Annotated in this window: 8 protein-coding genes; 5 read left to right on the top strand and 3 right to left on the bottom strand. The window is 69.8% G+C overall.

From position 1 onward, the window contains the following. Nucleotides 1–55 precede the first annotated feature (55 nt). Complete coding sequence (locus tag KR541_RS03390; RefSeq protein ID WP_252996642.1) at nt 56–2,299, bottom strand: PKD domain-containing protein; 2,244 nt, start codon at nt 2,297–2,299, stop codon at nt 56–58. A gap of 180 nt (nt 2,300–2,479) precedes the next feature. Continuing rightward, nucleotides 2,480–5,269 carry a bifunctional [glutamate--ammonia ligase]-adenylyl-L-tyrosine phosphorylase/[glutamate--ammonia-ligase] adenylyltransferase gene (glnE, locus tag KR541_RS03385; RefSeq protein ID WP_216089351.1) on the bottom strand — a complete coding sequence of 930 codons (2,790 nt, stop codon included), beginning with the start codon at nt 5,267–5,269 and terminating at the stop codon, nt 2,480–2,482. A 230-nt stretch (nt 5,270–5,499) separates the two neighbouring features. Between glnE and KR541_RS03380 the strand changes: the two genes are divergently transcribed. From KR541_RS03380 to KR541_RS03360, 5 genes are all read left to right on the top strand, one after another. Continuing rightward, nucleotides 5,500–9,699: a YhdP family phospholipid transporter gene (locus tag KR541_RS03380; RefSeq protein WP_216089350.1), complete on the top strand. Its 4,200-nt coding sequence runs from the start codon at nt 5,500–5,502 to the stop codon at nt 9,697–9,699. Nucleotides 9,700–9,759: 60 nt separating this feature from the next. Continuing rightward, complete coding sequence (locus KR541_RS03375; RefSeq protein ID WP_050011775.1) at nt 9,760–10,587, top strand: carbon-nitrogen hydrolase family protein; 828 nt, start codon at nt 9,760–9,762, stop codon at nt 10,585–10,587. An 83-nt stretch (nt 10,588–10,670) separates the two neighbouring features. Beyond that, nucleotides 10,671–12,137, top strand: coding sequence for a metalloprotease TldD (gene tldD / locus KR541_RS03370; protein WP_050011776.1), 1,467 nt, complete (start codon nt 10,671–10,673; stop codon nt 12,135–12,137). 398 nt (nt 12,138–12,535) lie between these two features. Beyond that, entirely contained in the window at nt 12,536–13,609 is a 1,074-nt protein-coding gene (aroG, locus tag KR541_RS03365; RefSeq protein ID WP_050011777.1) for a 3-deoxy-7-phosphoheptulonate synthase AroG, read from the top strand. A 123-nt stretch (nt 13,610–13,732) separates the two neighbouring features. Then, complete coding sequence (locus KR541_RS03360) at nt 13,733–14,002, top strand: type II toxin-antitoxin system Phd/YefM family antitoxin (protein WP_050011778.1); 270 nt, start codon at nt 13,733–13,735, stop codon at nt 14,000–14,002. Nucleotides 14,003–14,143: 141 nt separating this feature from the next. Here KR541_RS03360 and hmpA read toward each other — a convergent pair whose 3' ends face one another. Continuing rightward, nucleotides 14,144–15,352 carry an NO-inducible flavohemoprotein gene (gene hmpA, locus KR541_RS03355; protein WP_089488178.1) on the bottom strand — a complete coding sequence of 403 codons (1,209 nt, stop codon included), beginning with the start codon at nt 15,350–15,352 and terminating at the stop codon, nt 14,144–14,146. Nucleotides 15,353–15,434: the final 82 nt, after the last annotated feature.

The following is a 15,434-nucleotide window of genomic DNA, read 5'->3' as shown; positions in this document are numbered from 1 at the left end:
GCAAACCCCGCGGCGTCCACCGTCACGGCTGCCCGCACCGCGGCCGCGGCCGCGCTTACGTGCTCTTGCACATCGCATGCATGTTCGCGACACCCTTCTCGCGCCATGCCGCCCACTCGCCGCCCGTCCCCGGCACGTCGCCGAGCACCCACCAGCCGTTGAGCCAGGTCTTGCCCGCATGGCTGACCTCGTGGCACGGCGTCGCGTAAGTCTTCTTCGGATCCCACGCGGCTGCGCCCTCGCCCGCCGACGCGCGCACGGTCACGTCGTGCGCCGCGTTCGCGTGGCGGCCCTGTACATCGGTCACCACCAGCCTGAACGCGTAGCGACGCTCGTCGGCCGCCTTCGGCGCGGTAAACGTCGCGCTCGCGCCGTTCTGGACGATCGACACCCCAGCCGGCCCCGTCCACGCATACGTCAGCCCCTTGCCCGTCGACGACGCGCCGGACAGCGTGACGGTCGCGCCGCCGTCGACCGACGCCGGCCCGCTGATCGCCGCGCGCGGCGGCGCGACGATCTCCTGCGCCTTCACCTTGACGACGTGGGTGGCCCGCGCCGTATAGCCGTCTTTATTGCTCACGGTCAGCTCGAACGCGAACTCGCGGTCCTGTTCGAGCGTCGGCGCGACGAAGCGCAGTTCCGCGCCGTCCGGCCGTGCGTCGATGCCGGCCGGCACCGTCCACGCATGGCGCAACGACTCGCCGGCCGACGCGGCGCCCGACAGCACGACCGCCGCGCCCGCGGCCGCGTGCTGCGGGCCGGTCACCACGGCCCGCGGCAACAGCAGGCCGTCGTTCGTCACGTCGACCACGGCGCCGTCGGGCCCGACCGATTTGACGGTGATGATCTTGCCCGACAGCGTGTCGTGCAACGCGTGGCCCGGCATCAGCGGCGCGTCCTTCATCCCCGACGGGCTGCCGGGCATCGCATCGACCAGCGTGTTCGTCACGACGTTGCCGCCATGCGCGACGGTCCGCACGATCACGCCGTTGACGAACGGATCGTCCGACTTCCAGTCGTCGAAGCCGCGCTGCGGCTGACGAAACTCGAGCCACAGCGTCGAACCGTCGGCGCGCGCGATGCGGTACGCCTTCGCACCCGGCACATCGCCCCACAGCGGCGCGAGCCGGTAGGTGCCGTCCGCGTGGATCTCCGGCACGTCGGCCGCGCCGAGCCAGCCGGCGAACAGCTGATAGCTCGCCGGATACAGGCGCCGGCCGCCGCCGCCCATCGTGTCGGCCGGGTCGTCGATCTTGCCGGCGCGGCATGCGCCGCCGACCTCGACCGTGCCGCCCGGCGTCGGGCAATCGACGAGCGAGCCCGGATGCTTGGCGCCGAGGTTGTGCCCGAATTCGTGCGACCACATCCAGTAGCCGTGGCCGCTCGCGTTCGACAGGATCCAGTTGCCCGGCGTCGCGGCGAGGCCGCCCCAGTTGCAACTGCTCATTCTCGGCAGGTCGACGAACAGGTAGTTGAACTTGTCCGGATTCACGCCGCGCGCGAGCGCTGCATTGCGCGCGGCCGTGCGGATCGCGCCCGAATCGCAGATGGCGGGCCGCTCGCCGAGATTCACGCTGTCGAGCGTCTGCCCATGCAGCGTCAGCTTGCCGCGCGACGCAACCTCGAGATAGCGCCGCAGCGACGAATGATCGTCGCCGTCGCCGAACACCGCCTTGCGCACGACCTCGCTATCGGCCGGCTTCGAGTCGTTGAAGTGCGTCACCATCAGCAGCACGGACTTGTCGCCGAGCAGCGGGCGCTGCGACGGCGCGATCGACACGGCCGACTTCCAGATCGACGACGGCTGGCCGCGCAGGTTCTGCGTCGCGACGCCGGCGCCGCCGTCGCGCGGGGCCAGCACCTCGGCCGTCCGGCCGGTATTGACCCGGTACCGGTTGCCGAACACCACTTGCCCGTCCAGGCCGCGGTCCGGCCGCCAGTCGCGCATCGTCTGGTCGCCCTCGCTGCAGACGCCAACCGCCACGCGCCCCATGCCGGTATCGCCGGCGGCCGCGTGCAGGCACATCTTCGTGCCGCGCGCGGCGCTCGCGCCGGTGTTGACGATGCGCTGGAAACCGTCGCGCGGCTCGAAGGTCCAGTCCTGCGCGGCGCCGCCGTCGCACGCGGCGAACACTGCCGCGTTGTCGGCCGGCCGCCACGCGAGGCACTGGCCGTCGCCGCGCGACAGGTTCGTGAGGGTCGTGGAAGCCGGCTCGGCGGCATGGGCGGAAGCGGAGAACAGTCCGGCGGCAGCCGCGGACAGCGCCGTCGTGGCGAAGGCAAGGCGAAACGGTTTCAAGATGGTACGGGATCGTTGAGGGCGCGCGGCGCCGGTTGAACGGAAAGCCCGCATTCTTTCGATCCGGGCGCTGCCGCTCAAACAATCTCAAACGATTCTCAACACGGCCGGACCGGCCGCCCCGCACGGCAGCCGGCGCCGTGCCGGCCGCCCGTCTACACGACCGTCGCTACACAACCGTCAAGCGCCGCCGAACACGCGCGCCCACAGCGCCGTCACGGCCGCCCGCTCGTCCGCCACCACGGCCGGATCGACGCGCGCCTTCTCCATCCCGTCGAGCCGCAGCTTGTGCTGCAGCTTCCGGTACGTGCGGTACGCCGCGCCGACGCGCTCGGCCTCGTCCTCGCCCATCAGCCCGAAGCGCGCGACCTCGCGCAGCAGCGCGATGTTGCCGGTATTGCGGATCAGCTCGGCGTCGCTCGACGCATGCAGCAGCACCCAGTACTGGACGATGAACTCGATGTCGACCATCCCGCCGCGGTCGTGCTTCAGGTCGAACAGCTCGGTGTGGTTCGGATGGCCGGCGAACACCTTGCCGCGCATGTCGACGATCTCCTTCGCGAGTACGGCCCCGTCGCGCGGCGTCGTCAGCACCTGCTGGCGGATCGCCTCGAAATCCGCGCCGATCTGCGCGTCGCCCGCGCTGTAGCGGGCGCGCGTCAGCGCCTGGTGCTCCCACACCCACGCGGTGTTCGCCGCATCGCCCTCGCGCAGCTGATAGCGGCGGAACGCATCGAGATCGGTGACGAGCAGCCCGGCCTCGCCGTTCGGCCGCAGCCGCAGGTCGATGTCGAACAGCGCGCCCGCGCCGGTCGCGGTCGTGAGCCACGTGATCAGGCGCCGTGTAAACGTGGTGTAGACGTCCGCCGAACGCTCGTCCGGGTCGTCGTACAGGAAGATCAGGTCGAGATCCGACGCATAGCCGAGCTCCTTGCCGCCCAGCTTGCCGTATGCGATCACCGCGAACTTCGGCACGTCGCGGTGGCGCTTCGCGAGCTGCGACCACACGACCTCGATCGTCACGTCGAGCACCGCGTCGGCCAGTTCGGACAGCCGGTCGCTCACGTGCTCGACCGACAGTTGCCCGGCCAGGTCGATCAGCAGGATCCGGAACACCTCCGCGTGCTGCGCGTGGCGCAGCAGGTCCATCTGCTGCTCGGGGCCGTCGGCGGCCGCGAGCCGCGCGCGCAGCGCATCCTTGAACGCGGGCCAGTCGAACGGGCTCGCGATCGCCTCGTCGTCGAGCAGTTCGTCGAGCAGCTGCGGGTGGCGGATCAGGTAGCCGCCGCCCCAGCGCGTCGCGCCGAGCACCGACAGCACGCGGTCGAGCGCGGCCGGATATTCGGTCAGCAGCGCGAGATAGACGCCGCGCCGGCTGACCGTCTCGAGCAGGTCGAACAGGCGCACGATCGTGTCGTCGCGGCGCGCGGCGTCGATCTTCGGCGCGGCGTCGAGCGCCCGCTGCGCGACGCTGTCGAAGCGCTGCCGGCTCTTTTCCGGCAACCCGGTGTAGCGCGACGATTGCCAGATCGCGCGCAGCCGCGCGAGCACCGCGGCCGGATCGGCGAAGCCCAGGCCGTCGAGGCGCGCGACCAGCGCGTCGTCCTCGCCGTCGTCGGCCAGCGCGCCGCTCCAGATCCACGCGGCCGCCGTGTCGTCGCCGGCCGCGCAGGGCCCGCCATTCGCCTTGTCGGCAAAAATCTGGTCGAACTGGGCTTCGACGAACGTGCGGTGGCCGTCCAGCACCGTCATCAGCGCCGCGTAGTCGGCGAAACCGAGCGACGCGGCCAGCGCCGCGCGCTCGTCGGGCTCGACCGGCATCGCGTGCGTCTGCGCGTCGTTGCGGTACTGCAGCCGATGTTCGAGCGTGCGCAGGAAGTTATAAGCATCGGCCAGGCGCGCGCGCACGTCGTCGCCGATCAGCCCGCGCGCCTGCGCATGCCGCAGCACCGCGAGCGTCGGCCGCACGCGGAAGCCCGCATCCTGGCCGCCGCGGATCAACTGGAACACCTGCGCGCTGAACTCGATCTCGCGGATCCCGCCGCGCCCGAGCTTGATGTCGTCGGCCTTGTCGGGCCGCATCGACGCGCGGCGCGCGGCTTCGTGCCGGATCTGCTGATGCAGCGAACGGATCGCGCCGATCACGCCGAAATCGAGATAGCGACGGTAGACGAACGGCTTGACGATCGATTCGAGCTGCGCCGCGAGCCGCTGCGCCGCGTCGCTGTCGCCTTCCGACACGAGCCGCCCCTTGATCCACGCATAGCGCTCCCACTCGCGCCCCTGCACGTAGAAATATTCCTCGAGCATGCCGACGCTGCAGACGAGCGGCCCCGAATCGCCGTTCGGACGCAGCCGCATGTCGACGCGAAACACGTAGCCGTCGGCCGTGACCTCGGACAGCACGCCGATCAGGCGCCGGCCGAGCCGCGTGAAGTACTCCTGGGTGGATAGCGGCGAGCGCGCGCCGCCGGTGGTCTCGCCGTCGTCCTCGTACACGAAGATCAGGTCGATGTCCGACGACACGTTCAGCTCGCGGCCGCCGAGCTTGCCCATCCCGACCACGCCGAGCACGACGCGCTGGCCGTCGGCGCCGCGCGGCTCGCCGTACTGCGCCTCGAGTTCGGCCGACAGCAGCGCGAGCGAGCGCTGCACGGCCACTTCGGCGAGATCGGTCATCGCGCCCGTGACCTCGGCGACGTCCGCCAGCCCGCGCAGGTCGCGCTCCGCGACCGCGCCGAACGCCTCGGCGCGCAACTGCCGCAGCGCGCGCTTCAGTTGCTCGTCGCCCGCCGCGGCGGTGCCGGCGGGCGTCGCGAGCAGCGCGGTGAGGCGCGCGTCGAGCTGCGCGCGGCCGAGCGGCGCGGCCGCCCACGCGGCGATCTGCTCGGCCAGCGCGGGCCGCGCGGCCGCCGCGCGGGCAAGGTAGCGGGAATAGGACGTGCTGATCAGGGCGGAAGCGTCGGTCATCGAGAAGCGGGCCTGGCGAAAAGGCCGGCGGCAGCGGGCCGGCGCATGCGCGCCCCGCTGCCGCCGGCCCCATGGACTCGGCGCGGCGCCGCCGGACGCGCGTGCGCCCGTCGCGACACCGCGCGCCGGAAAGCCCGTGCCGTGCTGCCTCCAACGGCCGCCGGCACGAACCCGTGTGATACATTTCAACGTCAGTCTGCAAAACTACCATATCGCCGCCCGTCCGCCGCATGTCCGACCGTCAGGAATCCGCCGTAGCTGCGCCCGAAGCGGGACCTCCGAAGCACGATCATCCGGTCCTGCGTCGCGTGTTCAGGGTGACGCTGGCAGTCGGGATCGGCACCTACTTCGTCGCGTCCGGCGCGTTCCTCGGGCTGCGCTACGTGCTGCTGCCCCGCATCGACGAATTCCGCCCGCGCATCGAGCGCGCGGTGTCCGACAAGCTCCACGCGCAGCTTTCGATCGGCAAGCTTTCTCCGAACTGGTCCGGCATGCAGCCGGGCGTCGAACTCACGAACCTGACGATCCGCGGCCGCGACGGCAAGGTTGCGCTGTCGGTGCCGCACGCGACGGCCGCGCTGTCGTGGATGTCGCTGCTGCGGCTGTCGCCCGCGCTGTCGAGCCTGATCGTCGACCAGCCCGACCTCGTCGTCGCGCGGGCGGCCGACGGCTCGCTGAGCGTCGCGGGGGTCGGCGTGGCCACCACCCACGGCGGCAACGACACGTTCGGCACCTGGCTGCTGAAGCAGGAGGCGATCGTGCTGCGCGGCGGCACGCTGCGCTGGCGCGACGCGCGGCACGACGCGCCGGAGCTCGTGCTGGCGGGCATTCGGCTCGCGGTGCTGAACGACGGCCGCGTGCACAAGGCCGCGCTGCAGGCGCCCGCGAACGGTACGCTGCTGCTCGGCCCGCTCGATTTCCGCGCACGCTTCAAGCACAAGCCGCTCGCGCCGATCGGCAAGCCGGCGAACTGGACCGGCGACGCGTACCTGTCGACCGGCCCCGTCGACCTGCAGACGCTCACGCGCTATCTCGACGTGCCGCTCACGATCCACGCGGGCCGGATCGACAACGCGATCTGGGCGACCTTCGGCGACGGCCATCTGCGCTCGGCGGGCGGCGACCTGCAAGGCGCCGACGTCGCGCTGCGCGTGCGCCCGACGCAGCCGCGGCTCGACGTGCCGACGGTCGGCTTCGGCTGGGACGTGGTGCTCGATGCGGGCCACGACTACACGCTGCACCTGACGCGCTTCAATGCAGAGCTCGGCCAGCCGCCGCTGCCGGACGGCACGCCGCTCGCCCGCTCGCTCGCGCTGTCGACGCTGACGGCGCGCTACCGCGTGCCGACCGCGAACCAGGGGCAACTGCTCAGCGTGGTCGGCGACCGCGTCGATCTCGGCATCCTCAGCGAATTCATCCGCGGGCTGCCGCTGCCGGCGCGCCTGCGCAACGAGCTGATCAAGATCGACCCGCGCGGGATGGTGTCGAACTATCACATCGAGGTGGAGCGCGCGAAACCCGCGCGCGCCGATCTCGCCGACGAGGAGCGGCGCATGGGTGCCGCGCCGATCGTCCGCTACCGCTTCCTCGGCGATCTGCAAGGCATCAGCTTCGCCGCGCAGGAGCCGCCGCCCGGGCTCTCGCCGCGCGGTCACCCGCGCGCCGGCTGGCCGGGCGTCGAGAACCTGTGGGGCCGCGTCGATGCGAACGAGACGGGCGGCGCCGCGCATTTCGACACGGTCCACGCGGCCGTCACCGTGCCCGGCGAGTTCGACGAGCCGCGCCTGACGTTCGACCGGCTGCGCGGCAACGCCAAATGGACGATCACGCCCGCGCCGGGCGACAAGCACGCGCGCGTCGACGTGTCGCTGCCCGACCTGTTCGTGTCGAACCCCGACGCCGAAATCGCGGTGTCGGGCTCGTACACGAATCCCGGCCACGGCCGCGGCTCGCTCGACCTGCGCGCCGATTTCGCGCGCGCATCGGTCGCGCGCATTCCGCGCTACCTGCCGACCGGGATGTCCGAGCACCTGCGCGACTATCTCGGCCACGCACTGCAGGACGGCAACGTGACCAAGGGCGCGTCGATCGTCGCGCGCGGCCCGCTCGAGAAATTCCCGTTCGAACACGAGCCGGACGCCGGCGTGTTCCACATCGTCGCGCCGTTCACCGGCGGCCGCTTCGAGCCGACGCCGTACCCGCCGCGCAAGCTCGCGAACGGCACGCCGAGCGTCTGGCCGGCGCTCGACGGGATCGACGGCGTGTTCGAGCTCGCGCAGAACAAGCTGCGCTTCGACATCGCGCGCGCGCGTTACAAGCGCGTCACGCTGACGAAGGTCGCGGGCCGCATCGACGATCTCGGCAATCCGTCGCACTCGCCGCTGATCATCGACGGCCATGCGCAAGGCCCGCTCGCCGACCTGATCGACTATGCGGACAACAGCTCGCTCGGCACGATGAGCAACCATATCGGCCAGCGGATCGACGCGCAGGGCCCCGCGTCGCTCGCGCTCAAGATCACGATTCCGCAGCACGTCCCCCATCCGCACACGCACGTCGAAGGCGCGCTCGCGTTCGGCGGCAACACGCTGTCGACCCGCGGCGTGCCGCCGCTGTCGGCCCTGCGCGGCAGCGTCCGCTTCACCGAGGCCGGCGCATCGCTGCACGACCTGTCGGGGCGCTTCCTCGGCGGCCCGGTGCGCGCGAACGGCACCTTCCGGTCGCACGGCCCGTACGCGGTGGACGTCGACGGCCGGCTCGCGCTCGACGCCGCGCGCGGCCTGAACCTGCACGGCGCGGCCGCCGCGCTGCTCGAACACGTGGTCGGCGACGCGCCGTACAAGGTCGCGGTGCGCGGCGCGCCGGGCCGCCTGCCCGACGTCAGCGCGCAATCCGACCTGACGGGCGTGGCGCTGAACTTCCCGGCGCCGTTCGCGAAACCGGCCGGCACGCCGATGCCGTTCCGCTTCACGCTGCAGCCGGCGCCGCAGGCGGACGGCAAACGCCTCGAACACGCCGACCTGACGCTCGGCCCCGTGACCGCGACCTACCTGCTCGACGCGACGCGCGGCCAGCCGCTGCGCGCGGTACGCGGCGCGATGGGCATCCACCGGATGCCCGACATGCCGCAGGACGGCGTGAGCGCGGCCGTCGACGTCAACGAGCTGGACGCCGACGCGTGGCTCGCCCTCGCCCACACGCTGAAGCCCGACACGCCGCGCGCGCCGGAACCGCAGGCGGCACCGCGCGTCGATTTCGCGAGCTTCGCGCCGAAGCGCTTCGCGTTCCATTTCGGCACGCTGAAGCTGCTCAAGCGCAACTGGGAAAACGTGATCGTCGGCGCGTCGCACGTCGACGACCTGTGGCAGGCGAACATCGCGTCGAACCAGGTGTCGGGCTACCTGTCGTGGGCGCCGGGCGGCGGTCACAACGGCGCGGGCGTGCTCAACGCGCGGCTCGCGAAGCTCGTCGTGCCGCAGCGTGCGGAGCACGACCTCGTCGGCCGTGCGATGAACCTGCCGACGCCGACCGACCGCCCGATGCCGTCGATCGACCTGATCGTCGACCAGGTCGTCGCGCGCGATCACGACATCGGCCGGCTCGTCGTCAACGCGCGCAACATCGACGAGGACGGCACGCCCGTGTGGCAGCTCGACAAGCTGGAGCTGTCGAACCCGGCCGCGAAGCTGACGGCCACCGGCAACTGGCGCACGTCGCGCCGCGCGCTCGCCCGCGGCGCCGACGAAATCGATGCGCCGCGCCGCACCGTGTTCGACTTCAAGCTCGACATCGACAACGCGGGCGCGCTGCTCGACCGCGTCGGCCTGCCGCGCACGCTCGCGGACGGTCACGGCTCGGTCACGGGCAAGGTCGGCTGGCGCGGCGGCCCGACCGCGCTCGACTTTCCGTCGCTCGGCGGCCAGGTCGCGGTCGACCTGGAGCACGGGAAGATCCTGAAGGTCGACCCGGGCGCGGCCAAACTGCTCGGCGTGCTGAGCCTGCAGAGCCTCGCGCGCTTCCTGACGCTGAACTTCCGCGACGTGGTCGGCAAGGGGCTGCCGTTCGACAAGATCGCCGGTACCGGCCGGATTTCGAACGGGATCGCGCGCACCGACGACTTCTCGATGATGACGGGCCCCGCGAACGTCACCGTGCGCGGCGCGGTCGATCTCGGCGCCGAGACGCAGGATCTGCATGCGCACGTCGCGCCGAAGATCAGCGCGGGCGCGGCCGCGATCGGGGCCGCCGTCATCAATCCGCTGCTCGGCATCGGCGTGCTGGCCGCGAACTACGCGCTGTCCGAGACGCTGTCGCACGCGTTCGCGCTCGACTACGCGATCACCGGCTCGTGGGCGCACCCGCACATCGAGCGGGTGCGGAGCGATCGGGGTAAGATGAATCACGGTCCGGCCGATGCATCGAGCCATTGAGCGCACATCGAACCGCAGGGGCCCGGGCCGCACCCCATTTATGACGCAACCGATTCCGCGATGACCGACCACGCCCGTTCCGCCACGCCCTTCCAGGTCGCCGCGCTGCAGATGGTGAGCGCGCCGGACGTCACCCGCAATCTCGCCGAAGCGCGCCGCCTGATCGCGGAAGCCGCCGGCGAAGGCGCGCAGCTCGTGCTGCTGCCCGAATATTTCTGCTTCATGGGCCACCGCGACACCGACAAGCTCACGCTCGCCGAACCGTACCGGGACGGCCCGATCCAGCAATTCCTCGCCGACGCCGCGCGCCGCCACGGCATCTGGGTGATCGGCGGCACGCTGCCGCTGAAGGCGCCGGAACCCGACCGCGTGCTGAACACGACGCTCGTGTTCGATCCGTCCGGCAACGAGGCCGCGCGCTACGACAAGATCCACCTGTTCAACTTCGAGAAAGGCGACGAATCGTTCGACGAGGCGCGCACGATCCGCGCGGGCGACACGGTCGTCGCGTTCGACGCCCCGTTCGGGCAGGTCGGCCTGTCGGTCTGTTACGATCTCCGCTTTCCGGAGCTGTATCGCCGCATGGGCGACTGCGCGCTGATGGTCGTGCCGTCGGCTTTTACGTATACGACGGGCCGCGCGCACTGGGAAACGCTGCTGCGCGCGCGGGCCGTCGAGAACCAGTGCTACGTGCTCGCGGCCGCGCAGGGCGGCAAGCACGAGAACGGCCGGCGCACGTGGGGCCACAGCATGCTGATCGACCCGTGGGGCGAGATCGTCGCGGTGCGCGACGAGGGCGCGAGCGTCGTGCTCGGCGCGATCGATCCGCAACGCATCGCCGACGTACGCCAGAGCCTGCCCGCGTGGCGGCACCGCGTGCTGAGCTGAATCCGCCGCACCGCTTGAAACGCCGCGCGGCCCATCATCTGCCCGGCAGCACCCGACAACTTTTTGAGAACCCCGATATCCGCATGAACATCATCGAACCCGGCATCCGCAACCTCGCGCTGGCGAAGGACATCCTGCTCACGCCGTACGGCCTCGACGAAAGCCTGCTCACGCGCACGATCGCCGACATCTTCACGCATCGCGTCGACTACGCGGACCTGTACTTCCAGGCGACCCGCAGCGAAGCGTGGAGCCTCGAGGAAGGCATCGTCAAATCGGGCAGCTTCAGCATCGACCAGGGCGTCGGCGTGCGCGCGGTCGCGGGCGACCGCACCGCGTTCGCGTACTCGGACGACCTGTCGCCCGAAGCGATCGCGCAAGCCGCCGCCGCGACCAAGGCGATCGCGGCGGCCGGCGGCGGCCGCCAGAAAATCAAGGCCGCGTCGTCGCTGACCGGCATCTCGGGCCGCGACCTGTACCTGCCGTCCGATCCGCTCGCGTCGCTCGACGCGACGGCCAAGGTCAAGCTGCTCGAGCGCATCGAGCAGATGGCGCGCGGCCGCGACCCGCGCGTCACGCAGGTGATGGCGGGCCTCGCCGGCGAATACGACGTCGTGCTGGTCGCGCGCAGCGACGGCGCGCTCGCGGCCGACATCCGGCCGCTCGTGCGCGTATCGGTCACGGTGATCGCCGAACAGAACGGCCGCCGCGAGATCGGCTCCGGCGGCGGCGGCGGCCGCTTCGACTACGGCTACTTCACCGATGAGATCCTGTCGCGCTACGTCGACGACGCCGTGCACGCGGCGCTCGTGAACCTCGACGCACGCCCCGCGCCGGCCGGCGCGATGACGGTCGTGCTCGGGCCGGGCTGGCCGGGCGTGCTGCTGCACGAGGCGATCGGCCACGGGCTCGAGGGCGACTTCAACCGCAAGGGCTCGTCCGCGTTCGCGGGCCGGATCGGCGAGCAGGTCGCCGCGAAGGGCGTGACCGTCGTCGACGACGGCACGCTGCCGAACCGCCGCGGCTCGCTGAACATCGACGACGAAGGCAATCCGACGCAGTGCACGACGCTGATCGAAGACGGCATCCTGAAGGGCTACATCCAGGACACGCTGAACGCGCGCCTGATGAAGATGCCGGTCACCGGCAACGCGCGGCGCGAGTCGTACGCGGCGCTGCCGATGCCGCGCATGACGAACACGTACATGCTGAACGGCGACAAGGATCCGCAGGAAATCATCGCGTCGGTGAAGAACGGCCTGTACGCGGTGAACTTCGGCGGCGGCCAGGTCGACATCACGAACGGCAAGTTCGTGTTCTCGGCGTCCGAGGCGTACATGATCGAGAACGGCAAGGTCACCTACCCGGTGAAGGGCGCGACGCTGATCGGCAGCGGCCCGGAATCGCTGAAGTACGTGAGCATGATCGGCAACGACATGTCGCTCGACACGGGCGTCGGCGTATGCGGCAAGGAAGGCCAGAGCGTGCCGGTCGGCGTCGGCCAGCCGACCCTGCGGATCGACAAGATGACGGTCGGCGGTACGGCATAACCGCATCGCGGCGCAGACAATCCGCGCATTTTGACGAAAACGCGCGGATTGTCCGCATTTTTGAACGACCCCGGTTGCCAACCACGCAGGGACCGGGTATAAATTCCGAATCAACTTTTTTGACGAGCCGAATTTCCGTCATGTCCGCCAAGTTTTACTTTTACTTTTTTTGGTATCTCAGACCGCTGGCGGATCGAGAGGGTTGATGGCGCGTAAAGCGCAACCGAAATTCCCGAAAAAACCGCCGGCGAACCCGGCGGTTTTTTTTCGCCCTTCGTCAGCCGGTCGCCGCCGCAGCGGTCCCGCGGCCCCGACCGAAACCACTGAATTGCCCGAATTGATGAATCTGCCGCACGCGCACTGACCGAACGGCGCCCCGGAAAATGAGGAGAAACAGCATGCCCCCGCACAACACCGACGACGTCCGCATTCGCGAACTCAAGGAACTGACGCCGCCCGCCCACCTGATCCGCGAATTCGCGTGCTCCGAAGCCGCGTCCGAGCTGATCTACCACTCGCGCCAGTCGATGCACCGCATCCTGCACGGGATGGACGACCGGCTGATCGTCGTGATCGGGCCGTGCTCGATCCACGACACGAAGGCGGCGATCGAATACGCGGGCCGGCTCGTGAAGGAACGCGAACGCTTCAACGGCGAGCTGGAAATCGTGATGCGCGTGTACTTCGAGAAGCCGCGCACGACGGTCGGCTGGAAGGGGCTCATCAACGATCCGCACCTCGACAACAGCTTCAAGATCAACGAAGGGCTGCGCACCGCGCGCGAGCTGCTGCTGCAGATCAACGAAATGGGGCTGCCGGCCGCGACCGAATACCTGGACATGATCAGCCCGCAGTACATCGCCGACCTGATCTCGTGGGGCGCGATCGGCGCGCGCACGACCGAGTCGCAGGTGCACCGCGAGCTGGCATCGGGGCTGTCGTGCCCGGTCGGCTTCAAGAACGGCACCGACGGCAACGTGAAGATCGCCGTCGACGCGATCAAGGCCGCGTCGCAGCCGCACCATTTCCTGTCCGTGACGAAGGGCGGCCATTCGGCGATCGTGTCGACGGCCGGCAACGAAGACTGCCACGTGATCCTGCGCGGCGGCAAGACGCCGAACTACGACGCGGACAGCGTGAACGCGGCCTGCGCGGACATCGGCAAGGCCGGCCTCGCCGCGCGCCTGATGATCGACGCGAGCCACGCGAACAGCTCGAAGAAGCACGAGAACCAGATCCCGGTGTGCGCGGACATCGGCCGCCAGATCGCGGCCGGCGACGAGCGCATCGTCGGCGTGATGATCGAGTCGCACCTCGTCGAGGGTCGCCAGGACCTGAAGGAAGGTTGCGCGCTGACCTACGGCCAGAGCATCACCGATGCGTGCATCGCGTGGGACGACAGCGTGAAGGTGCTCGAAGGCCTCGCGGAATCGGTGAAGGCGCGGCGCGTCGCGCGCGGCAGCGGCAACTGAAGGACGCCGACAGGCTGACCGTATGGCCCCGCCTGACGGCGAGTTGGCCATACGGCCAGCGTGCGGTCGGCGGGTTGCTCTGCCAGACTAGCTAACATTACCTAGCCAGCCAGAGGATCGACCATGTCGACCGTCAACCTGCGCGATGCGAAGTCGCGGCTTTCCAGCCTCGTGGAGGCGCTTGAATCGGGGCGCGAAGCCGAAGTCGTGATCGCCCGCAATCGTCATCCGGTCGCCCGGATCGTTCCGTACACCGCGCCGAAGCGGATCGGTGCAGCCCGTCAGTTGCTTGCCGGATTGAACATCCCGACAAGCGTCGACGCATTCAATACCGGCGATGAATCGATCGCCGCGGACTTCGATGCCAGCCCGGACCAAGGGCTCGCGCCGTGAACGTGCCGCTCGATACGCACGTCGCGCGCTGGGCGGCTGAAGGCGCGCCGCAATTTCGTACGGCGCCGCAAGTAAAAAGCCCGGCTCGCGCCGGGCTTTGTCATTTCGTCGTTGCCTCGGCCGCAACCGGCCGTCAGATCCTCATTCGAGCGCGCCCGACCCGAAGATCTCGGTGTTCACGCGTTCCGGCGCGACGCCGAGCGCGACGAGCGCATCGCGCTGCGCCTTCATGAACGCGATCGGCCCGCAGATGTAGTAGTCCGCGTCCGGCACCAGCGCGTACTGCTGCACACGCTCCGGCGTGAGGCGCCCTTCGAGGTCGTGATCGATGCCGGCGCGATCGTTCGGGCCGACCAGCTCATACAGCACCGTGCGCTTCACGTTCGCGTGCTCGCGCGCCGTGTCGTTCAGCCAGTCGCGGAACGCGTGCACCGCGCCCGAACGGCATGCATGGACGAACCGCACGTCGCGCGGGCTGCCTTCGGCGATCAGTGTCGACGCCATCGACATCATCGGCGTGATGCCGACGCCGCCCGAGATCAGCACGACCGGCGTATCCACGTCGCGCTTCAGCGAGAAGTCGCCCATCGGCGCGGTCACCTCGACGATCGCGCCCTCCTCCACGCCATCATGCATCAGCGTCGACACCTTGCCGGCCGGGATCGCGTCGGCCTTGCCGGCCTCGCGCTTCACCGAGATGCGCAGCCATTTGCCGTGCGGCGCGTCGGACAGGCTGTACTGGCGCGGCTGGTCGACGCCGAGATCGCCGACGAAGCGCTTCACCGTGATGTACTGGCCGGGCTCGAAGGTCGGCGCGCCGCCGCCATCGGCGGGCGTCAGGTAGAACGACGTGATTTCGTCGCTTTCACGCACCTTGCGCGCGACCTGGAACGGGCGGAAGCCGCTCCATGCGGCGCCTGCGTAAAGATCGGCCTCGGCGCCGATCAGGATCTGCGCGAGCTGGCCGTACGCGACGCGCCACGCTTCGAGCGTATCCGCATCGACTGCATCGCCGAGCACCTCGACGATGGACGCGAGCAGGTTCTCGCCGACGATCGGGTAATGCTCGGGGCGGATGTTCAGGCTCGCGTGCTTGTGCGAGATGCGCGACACCGCGCCGCCCAGCGCGCCGAGGTTGTCGATGTTCGCCGCATACGCATAGACGGCCTTCGCGAGCGTCTCCGGCTGGCTGCCGGTCTTCTGGTGCGTCTGGTTGAACAGGTTCTTCAGTTCCGGATGACGCGCGAACATGCGCTGATAGAAATGCTTCGTGATCGTCGCGCCGTGCTCGGCGAGGACGGGGGCGGTGGCCTTCACACGGGCCATCTGGTCAGCGGTGATGTGGGTCATGTTCGTTCTCCGTTAAACATGCACATACGATACATGTTTAAAAACAGGCGCCCCTCGGGCAAATTGTCGCAGTGCGCAAAAA

Origin of the sequence: Burkholderia sola (assembly GCF_905400185.1) — a bacterium.
In the GTDB taxonomy this organism is placed as follows: Bacteria; Pseudomonadota; Gammaproteobacteria; order Burkholderiales; family Burkholderiaceae; genus Burkholderia; species Burkholderia sola.
Note: the sequence above shows the minus strand (reverse complement) of the source record. Positions and strands in the feature narration are given on the sequence as shown.

Excerpts from the sequence above, each read along its gene's own strand:
- KR541_RS03360 (WP_050011778.1), top strand. The coding sequence starts at position 13,733 with ATGTCGACCGTCAACCTGCGCGATGCGAAGTCGCGGCTTTCCAGCCTC.
- glnE (WP_216089351.1), bottom strand. The coding sequence starts at position 5,269 with ATGACCGACGCTTCCGCCCTGATCAGCACGTCCTATTCCCGCTACCTT.
- tldD (WP_050011776.1), top strand. The coding sequence starts at position 10,671 with ATGAACATCATCGAACCCGGCATCCGCAACCTCGCGCTGGCGAAGGAC.
- aroG (WP_050011777.1), top strand. The coding sequence starts at position 12,536 with ATGCCCCCGCACAACACCGACGACGTCCGCATTCGCGAACTCAAGGAA.
- KR541_RS03380 (WP_216089350.1), top strand. The coding sequence starts at position 5,500 with ATGTCCGACCGTCAGGAATCCGCCGTAGCTGCGCCCGAAGCGGGACCT.
- KR541_RS03375 (WP_050011775.1), top strand. The coding sequence starts at position 9,760 with ATGACCGACCACGCCCGTTCCGCCACGCCCTTCCAGGTCGCCGCGCTG.
- hmpA (WP_089488178.1), bottom strand. The coding sequence starts at position 15,352 with ATGACCCACATCACCGCTGACCAGATGGCCCGTGTGAAGGCCACCGCC.